This is a genomic window from Pelorhabdus rhamnosifermentans (assembly GCF_018835585.1).
GTDB lineage: Bacteria > Bacillota > Negativicutes > UMGS1260 > UMGS1260 > Pelorhabdus > Pelorhabdus rhamnosifermentans.
In genome coordinates this window covers 178,880-196,921 of the sequence record NZ_JAHGVE010000006.1, presented here as the reverse complement: position 1 = coordinate 196,921, position 18,042 = coordinate 178,880, and the positions used below count along the sequence as shown (strand labels likewise).

The window sequence follows — 18,042 nt, the reverse complement described above, 5'->3', positions numbered from 1 at the left end:
CAAGATGCATTAGCGGTTTTTCTTATTTATCATATCAGAGTGTGATTATTGAACTCTTTTTGTTTAAGTTTTTGCTCTGTGTCATAAGAAACTTGAAAAAAGTTTTTGGTGAATTTGATCCATTCACGGGCAGCAAAGGATAGATATTTATTTTGTTGCCAGACGACTGCTAAATTCCAGGGGATAATAGGATCAACAAGGGGAACGAATTGAAAACGCTTCGGCTCCAGTTCGTGGCAGATTGTTTCAGGTAAGAGAGCAATACCCAGCTTCGCAGAGACCATTTCGGCGATAAAGTCCCATTGGGAACTTTGGCAGACGATGTTTGGCATAAATCCGGCTTGGTCACATTGACTGAGAATAGCATCGTAGAGTGAAAAATCATTGCGAAATAAAATAAAAGGTTCATTTCGCAAGGTATGTAGACTTAATTGGGATTGGCTGGCCAGGGAATGGCCGGGATAAAGTACTACTTGGAGAGATTCTTTCATAATGGGGAAAGAATCAAAGACGCCATTTTCCACAGTTTGGGCGACGACACCTAAATCAAGTGTACCTGCTTCGATGCTTGATTCGATTTGTTTGGAACCAACTTCAATAAGTTTTAGTTCAATACCTGGATAACTTTTTTTAAAGTCACCAATGACTTTTGGAAAAAATCGGGAGCCAATCATCGGGGGCAAACCGATAATGAGCCGTCCTGTTTTGAGACCCACAATGTCGGACAGTTCAGCCGTAAGATTTTCCATTGCCAAGAGAACGTGCTGTGCCCGTTGAAAAAGAGCGTACCCAGCGTCCGTAAGTTCGACGTGTTTTCCTGAACGTTCTAAAAGCAGGACATTTAACTCGTTTTCCAAAGTTTTAATCACTTTACTTATCGAGGGTTGCGAAACATGAAGTGTTTGTGAGGCTTTTGTAAAACTTTTCTGGCGGGCTACTTCGGTAAAATAGGTTAAATGAAGAATATCCATGCATAAACCTCGCTTTTTTTTGTTTTGTAGCATAACTTTAGGGAATAGAACTTATATACAACAAGTATTGTTGTATTCCTGCGAAAAGTTGTAAACTAGTACAAATAACGGAGGTGAGGTTGTGAGAGCGTTTACAATTGTGTTGCAGATTATTTTACTATGTGGTGTGAGTATGCTTGGCAATGAACTTTCTAGGTACTTTCGCCTGAATATTCCTGGTAATATTTTGGGGCTTATCTTGTTGCTTTTCCTTCTGCAATGCAAAGTCGTCTCCGTAAAATGGGTTGAACATGGAGCGGATTTTTTGATTGCTGAATTATTGCTGTTTTTTATTCCCTCAGCTATTGGTGTTATGCAATTTCAAAGTGCACTGATAAATCAATTCTTCCATCTGGGGGCCGTCATTGTTTTAAGTACAATAGCCGTCGTTTTGTTCGTTGGCCTGCTTACAGAGGGAATTTTAAATGTTCATCGGAAGGAGCGGGAACATGACAGCATTGTATAGTTTGTTTTTAACACTCTGTGTTTATTTTATTTCACAGCGGTTTTATCGTTATACGGGAAATGTTGTCTCGTCACCGCTCATAGTTTGTCCAATTGTGTTAGTTACTTTGTTGCTCCTCTTTCATGTTTCTTATAATACGTATAATGAAGGTGGGCAAATTCTGAGTTTTATGCTTCAGCCGGCAACGGTCGCTTTGGCTGTACCTATTTATAAATATCGGGCATTGCTCAAGAAATATGGTTGGGAGATTTTTATCAGCATTACCTCAGGAGCGGCGCTGGCTGTTGTTACTTCCATGGGGTTTGCTAGTTTACTGGGATTAAGCCCGCAAGTTATCGATAGTTTAGCTCCTCGCTCGATTACAACGCCCATGGCAATGAGTATTTCAGAAATGCTTGGCGGCAATCCCGCGATGACAGCTGTATTTGTTATTATTACAGGAATTGTCGGCGTTGTCATTACGCCCTTACTGTTTAAAATCCCTATGATTCAGAATCCCGTTACAAAGGGACTGATGCTTGGTGTTGGGGCTCATGGTACAGGGACAGCCAAGGCTTATGAGATCGGTCCATTAGAAGGAGCGATGGCGAGTTTGGCTATGACTTTTATGGGAATCGTTACGACACTGATAGCGCCGCAACTGGTCCCTTTTTGTTTTTATATGCTGAGTACGATGTAACTGTTTTGATAAAACAAGTAAGTCACTCATCCTTTGGGATGATGCGGGCTTACTTGTTTTTCTATTTGGAAGAAATGGATGCAATAAGTAAAAAAAAGTGGTATTCTGAAATGAATACGATATAAAAAACTTCATGTGAAGATGAAACTGTTACATAGGGGAGGAAAAAATGCCTGGATTACGTTTGCTTTTTTTGAAAGAAGTTTGGAAACTTACCCGCGCTTATTGGTATTCTGAAGAAAAAAAAATCGGAAGACTCTTACTTGCTGTCATTATTGGTTTAAGTCTTGGTCGTGTTTACCTTCTTGTATTACTGAATCAATGGAATAATGAATTTTATAATACTCTGCAAAATCATGACAAGGATGGCTTTTTTAGTGCTTTCGGCGACTTTACCATCTTGGCTACTTGTTTTATTATTGTTGTAGTTTATGAATTTTATTTACAGCAGATGCTAGAAATAAAATGGCGACGCTGGATTACAGAACATTATCTAAAAACCTGGCTTAAAAAACGGACTTATTATCTTATGGAACTTAAAAATGATAGCACCGATAATCCTGATCAGCGAATTAGTGAAGATTTAAAACTATTTGTTTCGTCGACGTTACAACTTTCGCTGGGGCTTCTGAAAGCGACGGTTACACTGATTTCTTTTGTATTTATTCTTTGGAATTTATCAGGAGAAATATTACTGCCGTTTGGTGAAAAAAATATAACTATTCACGGCTATATGGTCTGGATGGCCATCATTTATGCTGTTATCGGGACCTGGTTGACGCAAAAAATCGGTCATCCTCTTGTCGGTCTTAATTTTATGCAGCAACGTTATGAGGCCGATTTCCGGTTTAGTTTAGTTCGTTTGCGCGAAAATAGTGAAGGCATTGCTTTTTATCATGGTGAAGCGCAGGAGCAGACGAATCTGCTCCTGCGCTTCAAAGGGGTTTTTGAAAACTTTATGGCCCTGATGAAGCGGCAAAAAAAGCTGACGTGGTTTAGTTCAGGTTATGGTCAGGCGGCGATCATTTTTCCTTATCTTGTTGCAGCGCCACGCTATTTTAGCAATCAAATTCAATTAGGCGGACTCATGCAGACGGCATCCGCTTTTGGACGCGTGCAAGATGCTTTATCTTTTTTTGTTGACAGCTACTCAGCATTGGCGGAATGGAAGGCCGTAGTCAATCGGTTGACTGGCTTTTCTGATCATATGGAACGTATCACTGAGGTTGAAAAGACCGCAACAGTCAAAGTGAATTTTATGCCAGACTCCACACTTACTGTTCAAAATCTCTGTGTTAATTTGCCAACAGCAAAACGTTTAGTAACGGATTTAGAACTTCAGATTCATGCTGGGGATACTGTGCTCATTACCGGTGATTCTGGCTGTGGAAAAAGCACGTTAATGAGAACTTTAGCAGGCATTTGGCCTTTTGGCACCGGTCACATTGTGATTCCTGAAGGGAAGAGCAGGCTGTTTTTGCCGCAGAAATCTTATTTGCCTTTGGGTACTCTGCGGGACGCACTTCTTTATCCTTATGGTGCGGCTATGATAACTGATGAAGCGATTCAAGAAGTCATGGTTCAGTGTAAATTAGATAGCTTTAGCGATAAACTGCATCAAACAGAAAATTGGTCGCATATTTTATCGCTTGGTGAACAGCAGCGCATTGCTTTTGCCCGGGCGATTTTACAACGGCCAGACTGGTTGTTTCTTGATGAAGCAACATCGGCCCTTGATGAAGCTACAGAACAGGTTCTTTATCAATTACTGCGGGCATTACTGAAAGACTCCACGATTATTAGTGTCGGACATCGCAGTACACTTGCTCAGTATCATAAGAGAAAGCTCCATCTTGAGTCTACAGGCAGTTGGCAAATGGAATAGAATAGTAAAAATTAAATAAAACAAGCTAAAAGGAGAATGAATTTGAATATACTTTTTTGGGATATTGATGGAACGTTAATTAGAACTTCACGAGCAGGATTATTTGCTTTTAATCAGGCTGTAGCAGAGCAATGGGGAACGCAAGTCGATTTTCATGACATCAAAACATCGGGTATGACAGACTATTCTATTGGGGCTCAAATTATTCAAAAAATAACAGGTCGTGAGCCTTTATCACAAGAAATATCGGCTCTTACAGATCGCTATGAGCAGCTTTTGCCAAGTCATCTGACACAAAGAGAAGGTCGAGTTATGCCTTCTGTTTTTACTGTTTTAGATGAACTAAAGCAGCGACCGGATTATCAGTTATTGCTATTAACAGGGAATAGCCGCCGCGGGGCAGAAATCAAGCTTAAGTATTTTGATTTGATGCAGTATTTTGATTTTGATCAGAGCGCTTTTTGCGAGTGTGCTTTAAAACGTACGGATATTTCTAAGCTGGCTGTTCATAAATTATCATTAGCCTATGAGCAAATGAGTGATTTGCGTATCTTTGTTATTGGCGATACGCCCAACGATATTCATTGCGGCAAAGATATTGATGCCTATACCATTGGTATTGCTACAGGCAATTATTCTGTGGAACAATTAAGTTCTTATTCGCCTTGGTGGGCAGTAGAACAACTTCCTGCAGTGGATGTTTTTACGAAAAAGATTGCACAAGTCTGGTAAAAGAGTAGGAAGAAAAAGCATCTTTGTGTAAGCAGGTGGATGATAGACAAATACTTGAATTTGAAGGACAACAAGAGGAGGTCGACTGATGCATAGGAAAAAAATATTCTTAAGAGTATCAAGTAGCAAAGTATATGAACAATTGATGGTCGAACCACTGTTGATTCAATTGATTCAGGAGAGTTTACTACCTGTTCAGGTCAATGAAGTTTATTATGATACGCCGCAGGGTGATTTGAGTAAACAGGGAGTATTGTATCGTGCTTGTCGGCTTAGGACGCTTAAGAAAAGCAACAGAATAAGCAGTACGAACGGGCAAGCTAGGCCACGCATCAAAGCTTTTCGCTTTTCGTGTTTAGGCCGGAGGTTAGCCGGAATTTCTGGAGAGCATCGTTTAGTGAGGTCCTTTTTGACCTGTCATGTGGAGCGCAAGGCGTTTCACTTAGTCCTGCCTGAGGGTACTTTAGCGGATCTTGTCGCGGAAAACGGCGTATTTGTTGCCGAAAGACGGAGACGACCTTTTTTTCTAATCAGTCTTTCCTTGCGACAGGGGGATATAGCAGCTGTTTTTCATTTGGCAACAGCATTATCGAAACTCTATCCCTTGATGCTTGAAAATCAAGGACGACCTATTTGGGCATTGAATTTTTCCTGTCCCATTGAGGAAAAAAACTTACAGCCTATTAGGGGAATTAAAAGTAAGGATGAAGCAACTAAGAGTTTGCGGAGCATTTTATTGTTTTATTTGCAGCTCGTTCTTATAGCTCAGCAGTCATTTCTAGGGGCTCCTGATAATTTCGAAAGTCTTCATCAATTGCGTGTGAGATTGCGACAGCTTCGGTCAATTTTATCCTTTGGCAAGCCGTTGTTTAACCAAGTCGTTTTTCTTGAGTGTCAGAGTGGCTTGCGTCAAATGGGACGCGAATTGTCTTATGTAAGAGAACTCGACGTTTTAGCTTCTCAATGGGAGGAAGTGTTGGCAGATTACTCACAGCAATTTCCAGGTCAGACACAACTTGCTGATCTTTTGGCACAGGAAAGAACGAAAGGCAGAAAACGCTTACTCACGAAATTGCGCAAAGGTAAGTTTACACCGGTCTTGCTTACTTTGTGGCAAAGACTATTGGAATCACCTTGGAATTATCAATATCAATCTCTTGTGTCCACAGCTGACTTTACAGAGCGCCGGCTTGTTTTGTGGCTGAAAAAATTTCATAAGGCTTGGCGAAATACGCCTTTGGCTGATAAAGAGTCCTTGCATAAATTGCGCATCAAGGGAAAAAAGCTGCGCTATGTTATAGAAGGACTCGCTTGGCATACTAAACGGGATAACAAGCGTGTGCAAGCTAGGCTCAAGAAAATTCAAGAACTGTTAGGCTTATTAAATGATGCCTATCGTTCGAATATACTTATTAAAAAATTAATTAGTCACTTAGATGGAACTGCTTTGCATGTTGAAGCAGGCGTTTTGATGGGGTGGCAGGCTGGACGCGCTGCTCACGTACAAAAAAAATTGCAAGAATATCAAAAACAGTCGCTGCTAAAGAAAACCTGGCAGTAATGATTGTTATGGGGGTACAAATCATGGATAAAAATTTTTCACTTGCTTTTGGTGAAGAGCAGGTTACATTTGCTATTCCTGAAGAACAAATGCTTGATATTGTTGAGGGAAAAGAGATTTCTCCGATTTTTGATGTTCCGGGAGCCATTCATCAGGCTTTGGCGAAGCCGATTGGTTCACCGCCACTGTCCAATGTTGTAAAGTCTGGTGACCATGTGGTTATTGTTGTCTCGGATATTACGCGGCAATGGATTCGATATGATTTAATTTTGCCGACTCTCATTGCCGAGCTCAATGCAGCGGGTATAGCAGATCAGGATATAACCTTGATTGTTGCCCTTGGTGCCCATCGTCCGCATACGGACCAAGAAAATGCTGAAATCTACGGCAAAGGAATCGTGGATAGAATTGTTATTAAACAAAGTTATGCCTTAAATGATGAAGACTTCGTGTCTGTCGGCAATACGACGCGCGGTGTCAATGTGCGCCTTAATCGTAAGGTAGTTGAAGCAGACAAAGTTATTCTAACGGGTGGGATTATTTATCATTCCATGGCTGGATTTGGTGGCGGGCGTAAGTCTGTTTTGCCGGGTATTGCGGCCTATGACACTATTCAAGGGAATCATCGGTTTTGCTTAAATAAGATTGAAGGTCAGGGCTTAAATCCTTATTGTTATGCAGGAAGCTTAGAACATAATGAGATGCATCAAGACATGCTGGAAATGGCGGAGAGGCTACATCCCGATTTTTTGTTGAACGCCGTTTATACGTCGAAAGGGGAATTTTGCCGTTTCGTGGCAGGTCATTGGTATGACGCTTGGCTAAGCGGGTGTAAGACAGTGGAAGAACTTTATGGTATTCCCATTTCGGGGAAGGCAGACATTGTTGTCACGTCATCAGGCGGTTTTCCCAAGGATATTAATTTTTATCAAGCTTCAAAGGCTATTGAAAATGCCTATGAGGCTGTCAAAGACGAGGGTGTCTTGATTACGCTTATGGAATGTCGTGAAATTGGTGATCCACCGGATTTTAGTCAGTGGTTTGATTACTCTTCCCTTATTGAATGCGAGGCAGAGCTGCGTAAAGCCTTTACTGTACCGGGATTTGTGGCACTAAAAATGGGGCTGATTGCTAAGAAAATGAAAGTTATTGTCGTTACTTTACGGGAAAATCGGGCGTTTATTGAGAAAATGGGCATGATAGCGGCGGAAAATATGACGGAAGCTTTTGTTTTGGCGAACAAAATTGTTGGTAAGAAACTGCCGAGTGTAACGGTTATTCCTCATGGCGGTATTGTTTTTCCTATTGTAAAATGAATTTTTAATGCATATTTTATTATGATAAAGTAAAAAAAGAAAGTCGATTTTTATTAAAAAAAGCGGTATTTTAGCAGGGATTTTGCGTGCTCTACTGAATATATAATAATTATTGATGTAGAGAAATTTATATTTGTGTATGAACAGGAGGATAATTATGCATAAAAGAATCTTGGCATGCTTGCTTATTGCCATGTTTGCTGTCAGTGCCGCAGGGTGTGGTTCGAGTACTTCCAATTCGTCACAGCCCAAGGCTGAGAAAAAGTCGCTTGTCATTGCTTACACGCCGTGGACAGGCTATGGTGCATTATTTATTGCGAAAGAAAAAGGAATGTTTAAGAATAAGGGCATAGATGTGGAATTGCAATCCATTGAAGGCGTCGGTGACCGTAAACAGGCATTTGTGGCTGACAAAATTCAGGCTATGGCAACTTCTATGGATGTTTCCGTTTCGGCCATTGGCGAAGGGGTGCCAATGAAACTACTCTGGGCCTTTGATTCTTCGAATGGTGCCGATGGACTCATTGTAAAAAAAGGTAAGGGAATTGAAAAAGTTGCTGATTTAAAAGGAAAAGAAATTGCTTTTCATAAAGGGTCGACATCACACTTTTTCCTATCGAACATATTAGAAAAAGAAGGCCTCAGTGATAACGATGTGAAAGCCATTGATATGAAAGCGAGTGAAGCAGCATCGGCATTTATGGCTGGTAAAGTGGATGCCGCTGTAACGTGGGAACCTTATTTGAGTAAAGCCAGCGCTGCCGGGGACATCGTTTTATCAACAACGAAAGATACACCCGGACTGATTGCGGATGTCTTAGCTTTTCGTGAGGATTTTGTAAAAGATAATCCTGAAACAGTGCAAGCTATTATTGCAGTTCTTGCTGAAGCTACGGATTATATGAATAAAAACCCTGAAGAATCTAATAAAATTTTAGCTGATGCTTTTAAAATGAAACCGGAAGAAATTTCATCTGATATTAAAACAATTAAGTTTTATGATTTAGCTGGCAACTTAGAATTCTTCGGTACGAAAGATCAGCCCGGTCCTATTTATGATATTGGTAAAAAAGCCGGAATCTTTTACGTGAACCTGAAATTGTTATCGCAGGCTCCCGATCTTACCAAAAGTATTGATGACTCTTTTATGACGAAATTAAAAAAATGATGAAGTCATAAGTCGTAAAGAGAGGCTGTAAAGAAGCGTAGGCTTCTTATACAGTCTCTCTTTACAGATTTTTAAAGTTGGATGGTGTTATTGTGGTAAAATACAAATTTTTAACGCCCAAAGCGGAAATTCCCAAGGGACTACATTGGACCTTATCAATTTTGGCTTTTGCGGTGCTGATTGCCGTTTGGTCGCTGCTCACATATACTGAATGGATTTCGCAGCTTTTTTTGCCTACGCCTGATAAGACCGTTCGCGATGGATGGTTGCTATTTACGAATTTTGGCTTGCTGCAAGATGTTTGGGCCAGCGTTTTCCGTGTGACAACGGGATTTTTGATTGCGGCTCTTGTAGCTGTGCCGTTAGGTATTTTAATGGGGAGTTTAAAAATATGTGAAGCTTATGCTGAACCTATTATGAGCTTTATTCGTTACATGCCTGCGTCTGCATTTATTCCGCTCTTTATCTTGTGGTTAGGAATAGGTGAAAGTGAGAAAATTGCAGTCATCCTATTTGGTACATTTTTTCCGCTGACCCTCATGATTATGGATGTTACTAAAAATGTTGCCCATGATTTAATTGATACAGCCTATACGCTTGGTGTATCACGGCTGGGTGTATTCCGGCGGGTTATTTTACCGGCCAGTTTGCCTGGTATTGTAGATAGTCTACGCATTGCTTTTGGTTGGGCCTGGACTTATTTGGTTGTGGCTGAAATTGTTGCGGCTGGCTCGGGTCTTGGCTATATGATTATGCAGTCGCAGCGTTTTTTGAAAACATCTCATATTATTGTTGGGATTATCGTCATTGGTGTGATTGGAATTATTATTGATCTGGTGTTCAAGTTTTGGTATGCCCGGATGTTTCCCTGGATGGGGAAAAGGGGAGGTCGCTGATGGATAAATTAATCATTGAGGGAGTAAGCAAAATTTATGCCGATAAAAAGCGCCAGGTGACGGCGCTGCAAAATACGAGTTTTACTGTAAAACCGAGTGAATTTGTGACTTTACTTGGACCGTCAGGCTGTGGAAAATCAACATTGCTCAAAATTGTTGCCGGCCTCGAGGAACCTTCATCAGGGCGTGTTTTGCTTGATGGACAAGAAGTAGAAGGGCCGAACCGTGATCGAGGCATGGTTTTTCAGACCTATACGCTTTTTCCATGGCTTACGGTCAGACAGAATATTGAATTCGGTTTAGATGTTGCTGGGCGGTCAAAAAAAGATCGTCACGATGTCTCACAGCACTATATTGAAAAGATTGGCTTAAAAGGATTTGAACAGGCCTATCCCAGTGAACTGTCAGGTGGGATGAAACAGCGAGTCGCCATTGCACGGGCTCTTGCCAATGATCCGAAAGTATTGCTTATGGATGAACCTTTTGGCGCCCTTGATGCTCAGACCCGAACAGTTATGCAGGAATTACTGCTTGATGTATGGGATGAATCGCATAAGACCATTATTTTTGTGACCCATGATGTAGAGGAAGCCGTTTTTATTGGCGATACCATTTATGTTATGACTGCTCGGCCCGGAAAAATCAAAGCCCGTATTTCCGTTGATTTGCCGCCCAAACGGACGTATGATTTAAAAGTTTCGGAAAAATTTCTTGATATAAAAAAAGACGTATTGGCACTGATACGTGAAGAAGCTTGGAAAGCAGCTAATGCTGTAAACATCTAATTGAAGGAGAAATACGATGAAAAAATTATCAAATGTTACCGAACTTTTTTCAGAGTCCGTTATTCGCGAAATGACGCGGATTTGTGATAAAGTAGGTGGCTATAATTTATCTCAGGGGTTTCCTGATTTTGAAATTCCTAAGGCCATTCAAGAAGCAGCCAACCGTGCTGTCACAGCTGGTTACAATCAATATCCTGTTACATTTGGCGAACCTGTCTTGCGCGAGGCGATTAGCCGTAAGGCTTATGAATATAACAAGATTGACTGTGATCCTGTGACAGATATTACAGTCACATGCGGCGCTACAGAAGCCATGATTGCAACGCTTAAGTCGCTCATTAATCCAGGCGATGAAATTATTATTTTTGAACCGTTTTATGAAAATTACGGTCCTGATTCCATTTTGTCAGGCGCAGTACCTCATTATGTGACACTGCATGCACCTGATTGGCATTATGATTTCGCTGATCTTGCGGCGGCTTTTAATGAAAAAACGAAAGCGATTATTATTAATACACCTAATAACCCGACAGGAAAGGTCTTTACGCGGGACGAACTGGCTGAGATTGCTGCTTTGTGCGTCAAATGGGACACTTATGCTGTAACAGATGAAATTTACGAGCATATCCTATATGATGGCACCAAGCATGTGTCACTGGCATCGCTGCCGGGCATGGCTGAACGTACCGTTACAATCAATTCGATTTCTAAGACCTATTCGGTGACAGGCTGGCGTGTCGGCTGGGCTATTGCTCCGGAAAAAATTACGCAGCGTATTCGTAAAGTCCATGACTTTTTTACAGTCGGTGCGCCTACACCTTTTCAGCATGCTGCAGCAGAAGCACTTCAATTTGATGAAGTCTATTATGATTCGGTACAGGAACATTATCAAAAGGCGGGACATTTTATGTATGATGCTTTGCATCAGGCGGGGTTTGAATGTAAAATGCCTCAGGGTGCTTATTATATTCTGGCTGATGCAACGAATTTGATGGATCGTTTAGGCATGACAGATGATACGTCTTTTAGCCGGAAGCTGTTGGAACTAACCAAAGTAGCCACTGTTCCAGGATCGTCCTTTTATTCAGATAAACAAAAAGGCAATCATCAAGTAAGATTTTGTTTCTGTAAAAAGTGGGAAACCTTGTATGCTGTAGAAAAAGCCTTAAAAACACTTGCAAAATAGAGTTGGTTTTGATTTTAAAGACCAAGCATGGGAGAGCCTAGTAATAGGCTCTCTTTATATTGACTGAAACACTCGATTTTGGTAAAGTGAATAAAAACTAAAAAAAGGTGAGAACATGTTACATAAATTTTCGCGGACAGAATTATTGATTGGTACGGAAGGCTTACAAAAATTGGCTCAGGCGAAAGTGGCTGTATTTGGGATTGGCGGCGTGGGTACCTATGCTGCGGAAGGCTTGGCCCGCAGTGGTGTTGGTCATATCGTGCTTATTGATGATGACCGGATTTGCCTTACCAATATTAATCGGCAGATTCACGCTACAACGAAGACTGTTGGCAAGTTCAAGGTGGATATGATGCGTGAACGTATCTTAGACATTAATCCTGAGGCCGATGTAAAAACTTTTCAGACCTTCTATTTGCCTGAACAGGCAAATGAATTGATTGCAAATGATTATGACTATATTGTTGATGCCATTGACACAGTAACAGCAAAAATTGACCTTGTGATGCAGGCCTATGAGAGACATATCCCCATCATTAGCAGCATGGGGGCAGGCAACAAATTAGATCCTACCCGATTTGAAGTAGCCGATATTTATGGTACATCTGTGTGTCCTTTAGCGAAAGTCATGCGCAAGGAACTAAGAAAACGCGGCATTCCGGCTCTTAAAGTAGTTTATTCTAAGGAACAGCCTCTGGAACCGATCGTAACGGAAAACTCCAGTTGTGCGACAGGATGTATTTGTCCTGCCGGTACCACACGAAAATGTACGGCGCGTAATCAAATTCCTGGCAGTATTGCGTTTGTTCCCTCTGTTGTAGGGCTGATTATGGCGGGTGAAGTTGTAAAAGATATTGTATATAATCGTTAATGTTTATTATACAGAGAAAAAAATTCGTTGTGATAACATACGTTTTTATAAAATAACTTGCTTGGAATGTAATAATGTAATAAAATAGACGGAAATAGTAGGTGGTAGCTATAAATCCATTACACAGAAGGAGGTGCAATGATGTTGGCAAAAATTATTTTAACGGCCATTCCCTTTATATGGACGATTGGAATGGTTCCTTTTGTTAATCAGGTAAAACCGCTTGTTCTTGGTGTACCTTTTTTTGCTTTTTGGATGATCGCGGGAATTTTTGTTTGTTTTCTTTGTATTCACGGCTTGTATTATATTGATAGTAAAAAAAATAGAGCAGGATAGCTCCATAAAAAAATAACGAGGTGATTTGTTATGTCGGATCAAACATCAGCCCTGCTCATTATTTTTTTGTTTGTTATAAGTGTGACCATTCTTGGCATGATTCCGGGTATGAGAGATAGTACCAAAGGCGGGATGAAATTAGAAGACTGGGCTGTTGGCGGCCGAAATTTTGGACGTTGGCTCAATTGGTTTATTTTAGCTGGTGAGATTTATACAGCGTTCGCTTTTCTCGGTGCCAGCGGTTGGGCCTATGCGCGTGGCGGTCCAACTTTTTATATTTTAGGTTATGGTGCTCTTGCTTATTTAGTTGGTTATTATATTTTGCCAGCCATGTCGCCTGTTGGGCGTAAGTACAATCTGATGACTCAGCCGGATTTAATTGAGCACTTATATAGTAGTAAAACATTGGGTATTTTAACGGCAGTCATTGGTATTGCCTTTTTGCTTCCTTATCTTCAACTTCAGCTTACTGGGCTTGGCTTAATTATTGAGACTTGTTCTTATGGACAAATTACCCGCGTTCCGGCCATGCTCATTGCTTTCACGATGGTTGCTGCTTTTGTTTATTTAAGTGGTCTGAAAGGTGTGGCAACAACAGCAGTCGTGAAAGATGTCATTATGATTGTTGCTATTATGTTTTTTGGTATTTATTTGCCTACCCATTATTTTGGCAGTATTGGAGGTATGTTTGAGGCTCTTGATGCCGCCAAGCCTGGGTTCCTATCCTTACCAGGGGGCACAAAGAATCTCGATGTGTCCTGGGTTATGTCCACGCTTGTCGTGACAAGTCTTGGGTTCTATATGTGGCCCCATTTTGCAACGAACAGTTTTAGCGCGAAAAATCCCGAAGTATTGCGGCATAATGCTGTTTATCTTCCTCTCTATCAAATCTGTTTGCTATTTCCGATGCTTGTTGGATTTACAGCACTTTTAGTATTGGCTACACCACTCAAAACACCGGATATGGCCTTTATGGTTATCGTTCAGCAGCTTTTTCCAGGCTGGGTGTTAGGCTTAGTCGGTGGTGCAGGTGCTTTGGCTTGTATGATTCCTGCCGGGGATTTACTGCTTTCTACATCCATGTTGTTTACACGGAATGTCTACGGGCGGACTTTGGGTAAAGAGCTCACTGCTCATGAACAGGGACGTATGGCGCGATTTGTTGTGCTGGCTCTTACGGCCATTGCCCTCAGTTTGGCTATTTTCCTGCCGAATATGCTGGTCAATTTGCTTCTTACTGGTTATTCTGGTGTGACGCAATTTTTCCCGATGATTGTTTTAGGATTATTTTGGAAAAAAGCAACTCGCATTGGTGCCTATAGCGGACTTATTGTGGGCGAAATTCTTGTGTTTGGTCTAATCTTAGGAAAACTGGATCCTTTGGCTGTGGGCGGAATGAATTTAAATGCTGGTTTTGTAGCCTTGTTTTTCAATCTTATTACTTATGTTGCTGTTTCTTTGGCAACTTGTTCAGCTGAACATCCCGTAAGTGCTAAAGCACGGGATTTATAAGGAAAACAATTACCTTGTAATCGTTTATTAAAAAAGTTCTTGACTGTTCCATAAGGAATAGTCAAGAACTTTTTTGTGTATCCTAGTATAATTAGGGTGAATGGATTATTTTGTTGCAGCTAAGTGAACAGCTGCGCGGGCCATGACTTCCGTGCCATAAGCTAAGGCATCTTCGTCAATATCATATTTGGGATGATGTTGAGGATAGATAATGCCCTTGGTATCATTGCCAACACCAACGAACATGAAAGCACCCGGAACTTTTTCAAGATAATAAGAAAAATCTTCGCCGCCCATACTGGGATTAACGACAAAAATTTTGTCTTCACCAAGCGATTCTTTTACAGCTCTCATGACGGCATCTGTGCAGTTCGGCTCATTAATAACCGGGGGAAAACCGAAAATTTTATCAAATTTATAGGTGGCGCCTGCCGCTTCGCAGATACCCTTAGTAATGGTTTCAATGCGCTCAAAAATAAGCTGCCGAACACTTTCTTCAAAAGAACGCACCGTTCCTTTGAGAATGGCCGAATCAGGAATAATATTAAATGTATCACCACTATGTAAGTAACCAATAGACAGCACAGCTTGTTCTAGGGGGTCTATGTTGCGACTAATAACTGTATTTAAAGCAACCGCTATTTGTGAAGCTGTAAGCAGGGCATCGACTGTTTGGTGGGGCATGGAACCATGGCCACCCCGCCCTTGAATAACAATAGAGAATTCATCAGGTGAAGCCATGAATCGTCCGGATTTAATTCCAATGGTACCTACTGGAACCGGCTGCCATAAGTGGGCGCCTAGGATGGAATCAACTCCATCTAAAGCACCGTCTTCAATCATGCTTAATGCGCCGCCAGGAAAACGTTCTTCTGTTGGCTGAAAGAGAAAGCGGATGGACCCTGCTAGATGCTCACGATAGTCAGTAAGGACTTTCGCTACGCCCAGGAGCATGGAAATATGACCATCATGCCCGCAGGCATGGCAGACACCCTGATTAACAGATTGATAGGGTTTCCCGCATTCATCTTGCAATTCTAATGCATCAATATCAGCGCGGATGGCAATGCGTTTTCCTGGTTGGGCGCCTTCTAATTCGGCCATGACGCCTGTATTTGCAATGGCTTTGGGACTTAAGCTTAAGGCAGTTAAAAATTCCATGATTTTTCTTTGCGTGTTAAATTCTTTTTTACTTACCTCAGGGTAAGTATGGAAATAGCGGCGTAGATCAATGACTTCTTGCTGATGTTTGATTACTAAATCATGTAATAAATCCATAAAATTAACCTCCGTAGTTGATAATCAACAGTATGTTTATTTATGTTGCTAGCCTTGACAGGTCTGTCTTGTTATTACAATACTAGATAGGAATCTTTTTTCCTGCCTATAAATTGGCATTTATCCACTTCGCAGGCAGGGAAAAGGATTGTTTCTACAGAATAAAATTGTATGGAAAAAATGAAACATGAAACGGAACCATTGTTTTTAGGAGGGTTACAAATGAAATTGAAGCGTGTAGATACGACGATCAGTACGGATAAGTTGCAAGAGTCGAAGGAATTTTATATTAAGCACTTTGACTTTAAGTTAGTTTATGAAAGTGATTGGTATATTGAATTAGTGGCGGCTAAGTTGCCATCCGTTGGCATTAGCTTTACTTTGCCGGAACGCGAAGAAGGCATGTATTTTAATGGTCAGGGTCTTGTTCTGTCTTTTGAAGTGGAAGACGTGGATGCTGAATGTGAGCGTTTGGAAAAGGAGGGACTTCCCATTTATCAAAAGATACAAGATAAGCCATGGGGAGAAAGAAGCTTTGTGGTCGATGATCCCAATGGTGTTCATCTTTATATCTATACAGTCATTCCGCCGACACCCGAATATAAGGCAATTTATGATTCTTTTAAACAATATTAAGCAATAATAAGTGAAATATTTATAAGGGGCAATGTGTATTATGACAAACAATCCTGCTTTATCAACCAATTTCATCCAAAGTATTATTACGGACGATTTAAAAAATAATGGAAATGCAAGTTCTGTTCATACGCGGTTTCCGCCTGAACCGAACGGCTATTTACATATTGGTCATGCGAAATCAATTTGTCTAAATTTTGGTTTGGCACGGGACAATCAGGGTTTGTGTAATCTGCGTTTTGATGATACTAATCCAAGTAAGGAAGATGTGGAATATGTTGATTCCATTCAGGAGGATGTTCATTGGCTTGGATTTGATTGGGACGATCGCAAATTTTATGCTTCCAATTACTTTGATAAATTATTTGATTGTGCAGTAACGCTGATTAAAAAGGGCAAAGCCTACGTCTGTGATTTATCAGCCGATGAAATGCGTCAGTATCGCGGGACTTTAACGGAGCCTGGTAAGGATAGTCCCTATCGTAATCGCAGTATTGAGGAAAATCTTGATCTTTTTGCACGTATGAAGGCCGGAGAGTTTGCTGATGGTTCACGTGTACTTAGGGCTAAGATTGATATGTCGTCATCAAATCTGAATTTGCGCGATCCCGCCATTTATCGGATTTTGCATGCCCATCATCATCGTACAGGAGATAAATGGTGTATTTATCCAATGTACGATTTTGCTCATCCCCTCTCTGATGCTTTTGAAGGGATTACGCATTCCATTTGTACGCTGGAATTTGAAGATCACCGTCCGCTTTACGACTGGCTTATTGAGACGCTTGCCACGGAGTGCCGCCCCAGACAGATTGAATTTGCCAGACTAAATCTGACGCATACCGTCATGAGCAAGCGCAAATTGCGGCAACTTGTGGAAGAAAATCTTGTAAGCGGTTGGGATGATCCCCGCATGCCTACTATTTCCGGTCTCAGAAGGCGTGGTTATACACCTGAATCCATTCGCGATTTTTGTGAACGCATTGGAGTTGCCAAAAGCAATAGCTTAGTAGATGTGGGCATGTTGGAACATTGCGTTCGCGAAGATTTGAACAGCAAGGCGGCACGGGCCATGGCTGTGCTTAGACCGCTCAAGGTAGTGATTGACAATTATCCGGAAGGTCAGATTGAACAGCTTGCCGCGGAAAATAATCCGGAAAATCCTGAGATGGGGACACGGACTATTCCATTTGCTAAAGTCATTTATATTGATCAAGAAGATTTTCGGGAAGAGCCGCCAAAAAAATTCTTCCGTTTAGCACCAGGCAGGGAAGTACGTTTAAAATATGCCTATATTATTCAATGTGTAGAGGTTATTAAAGACGAAGCAACAGGTGAAATTGTCGAACTTCATTGTACTTATGACCCGGATAGCAAAAGCGGTGGGGCGACAGCAGGTCGCAAAGTAAAAGGCACACTTCACTGGGTTGCAGACGCAGGGGCAGTAGCAGCGGAAGTTCGCTTATATGATTATTTGTTGAATGACGAAAATGCTGCCGATGAGGACGACTTTAAGGCTGGGCTCAATCCTCATTCACTGGAATGTCTTACGAACTGCATTGTGGAGCCGAGTCTAGCGAATGCCGAACTGGGCAGCCGTTATCAATTTTTGCGTCAAGGATATTTTTGTGTGGATACGGTAGATTCTAAGCCAGGTAAGCTTGTATTTAATCGCATTGTGTCGCTGCGCGATACGTGGGCCAAGCTGCAGAAAGCTTAAAT

At 41.3% G+C, this 18,042-nt stretch carries 17 protein-coding genes; 15 read left to right on the top strand and 2 right to left on the bottom strand.

The window, feature by feature from the left end; all coding sequences use genetic code 11:
- Positions 1-29 precede the first annotated feature (29 nt).
- Complete coding sequence (locus Ga0466249_RS09475; protein ID WP_215829199.1) at positions 30-971, bottom strand: LysR family transcriptional regulator; 942 nt, start codon at positions 969-971, stop codon at positions 30-32.
- A gap of 121 nt (positions 972-1,092) precedes the next feature.
- On the opposite strand from Ga0466249_RS09475, the gene Ga0466249_RS09470 reads away from it, so the two are divergent.
- The 13 genes from Ga0466249_RS09470 to Ga0466249_RS09410 all read left to right on the top strand — a co-directional run bounded on the left by Ga0466249_RS09470 (position 1,093) and on the right by Ga0466249_RS09410 (position 14,406).
- A complete protein-coding gene (locus Ga0466249_RS09470) occupies positions 1,093-1,476 on the top strand; it encodes a CidA/LrgA family protein (RefSeq protein WP_215829198.1) in 384 nt (127 codons plus the stop codon).
- Complete coding sequence (locus Ga0466249_RS09465; RefSeq protein ID WP_215829197.1) at positions 1,460-2,155, top strand: LrgB family protein; 696 nt, start codon at positions 1,460-1,462, stop codon at positions 2,153-2,155. The genes Ga0466249_RS09470 and Ga0466249_RS09465 overlap by 17 nt, the downstream gene beginning before the upstream one ends.
- A gap of 169 nt (positions 2,156-2,324) precedes the next feature.
- Complete coding sequence (locus Ga0466249_RS09460) at positions 2,325-4,040, top strand: ABC transporter ATP-binding protein/permease (protein ID WP_215829196.1); 1,716 nt, start codon at positions 2,325-2,327, stop codon at positions 4,038-4,040.
- A gap of 42 nt (positions 4,041-4,082) precedes the next feature.
- Complete coding sequence (locus Ga0466249_RS09455) at positions 4,083-4,772, top strand: HAD family hydrolase (RefSeq protein WP_215829195.1); 690 nt, start codon at positions 4,083-4,085, stop codon at positions 4,770-4,772.
- Between the two features lie 88 nt (positions 4,773-4,860).
- Positions 4,861-6,333 carry a CYTH and CHAD domain-containing protein gene (locus Ga0466249_RS09450; RefSeq protein ID WP_215829194.1) on the top strand — a complete coding sequence of 491 codons (1,473 nt, stop codon included), beginning with the start codon at positions 4,861-4,863 and terminating at the stop codon, positions 6,331-6,333.
- Between the two features lie 23 nt (positions 6,334-6,356).
- Positions 6,357-7,649 carry an NPN-dependent 2-hydroxyacid racemase, LarAH10 family gene (larAH10, locus tag Ga0466249_RS09445; protein WP_215829193.1) on the top strand — a complete coding sequence of 431 codons (1,293 nt, stop codon included), beginning with the start codon at positions 6,357-6,359 and terminating at the stop codon, positions 7,647-7,649.
- Positions 7,650-7,806: 157 nt separating this feature from the next.
- Complete coding sequence (locus Ga0466249_RS09440) at positions 7,807-8,817, top strand: ABC transporter substrate-binding protein (RefSeq protein ID WP_215829192.1); 1,011 nt, start codon at positions 7,807-7,809, stop codon at positions 8,815-8,817.
- 92 nt (positions 8,818-8,909) lie between these two features.
- The gene (locus tag Ga0466249_RS26570) at positions 8,910-9,713 is read left to right on the top strand and encodes an ABC transporter permease (protein ID WP_215829191.1); all 804 of its coding nucleotides are present in this window, start codon (positions 8,910-8,912) and stop codon (positions 9,711-9,713) included.
- On the top strand, positions 9,713-10,498 hold the full coding sequence (locus Ga0466249_RS09430; protein ID WP_215829190.1) for an ABC transporter ATP-binding protein: 786 nt from the start codon (positions 9,713-9,715) through the stop codon (positions 10,496-10,498). Before Ga0466249_RS26570 ends, Ga0466249_RS09430 begins: the two co-directional genes overlap by 1 nt.
- A 16-nt stretch (positions 10,499-10,514) precedes the next feature.
- A complete protein-coding gene (locus Ga0466249_RS09425; RefSeq protein ID WP_215829189.1) occupies positions 10,515-11,684 on the top strand; it encodes a pyridoxal phosphate-dependent aminotransferase in 1,170 nt (389 codons plus the stop codon).
- 115 nt (positions 11,685-11,799) lie between these two features.
- Positions 11,800-12,558 (top strand): tRNA threonylcarbamoyladenosine dehydratase, encoded by a 759-nt coding sequence (locus Ga0466249_RS09420; RefSeq protein ID WP_215829188.1) that lies wholly within the window; start codon positions 11,800-11,802, stop codon positions 12,556-12,558.
- A gap of 138 nt (positions 12,559-12,696) precedes the next feature.
- Complete coding sequence (locus Ga0466249_RS09415; protein WP_215829187.1) at positions 12,697-12,894, top strand: DUF3311 domain-containing protein; 198 nt, start codon at positions 12,697-12,699, stop codon at positions 12,892-12,894.
- A gap of 30 nt (positions 12,895-12,924) precedes the next feature.
- Positions 12,925-14,406, top strand: a complete 1,482-nt coding sequence (locus tag Ga0466249_RS09410) for a sodium:solute symporter family protein (RefSeq protein ID WP_215829186.1) — start codon at positions 12,925-12,927, stop codon at positions 14,404-14,406.
- A gap of 105 nt (positions 14,407-14,511) precedes the next feature.
- Here the strand turns inward: Ga0466249_RS09410 and Ga0466249_RS09405 are convergent, their stop codons facing one another.
- On the bottom strand, positions 14,512-15,684 hold the full coding sequence (locus Ga0466249_RS09405) for a M20 metallopeptidase family protein (RefSeq protein WP_215829185.1): 1,173 nt from the start codon (positions 15,682-15,684) through the stop codon (positions 14,512-14,514).
- Positions 15,685-15,906: 222 nt separating this feature from the next.
- Between Ga0466249_RS09405 and Ga0466249_RS09400 the strand changes: the two genes are divergently transcribed.
- On the top strand, positions 15,907-16,320 hold the full coding sequence (locus Ga0466249_RS09400) for a VOC family protein (RefSeq protein ID WP_215829184.1): 414 nt from the start codon (positions 15,907-15,909) through the stop codon (positions 16,318-16,320).
- A gap of 40 nt (positions 16,321-16,360) precedes the next feature.
- On the top strand, positions 16,361-18,040 hold the full coding sequence (locus Ga0466249_RS09395; RefSeq protein ID WP_215829183.1) for a glutamine--tRNA ligase/YqeY domain fusion protein: 1,680 nt from the start codon (positions 16,361-16,363) through the stop codon (positions 18,038-18,040).
- Positions 18,041-18,042 lie beyond the last annotated feature (2 nt).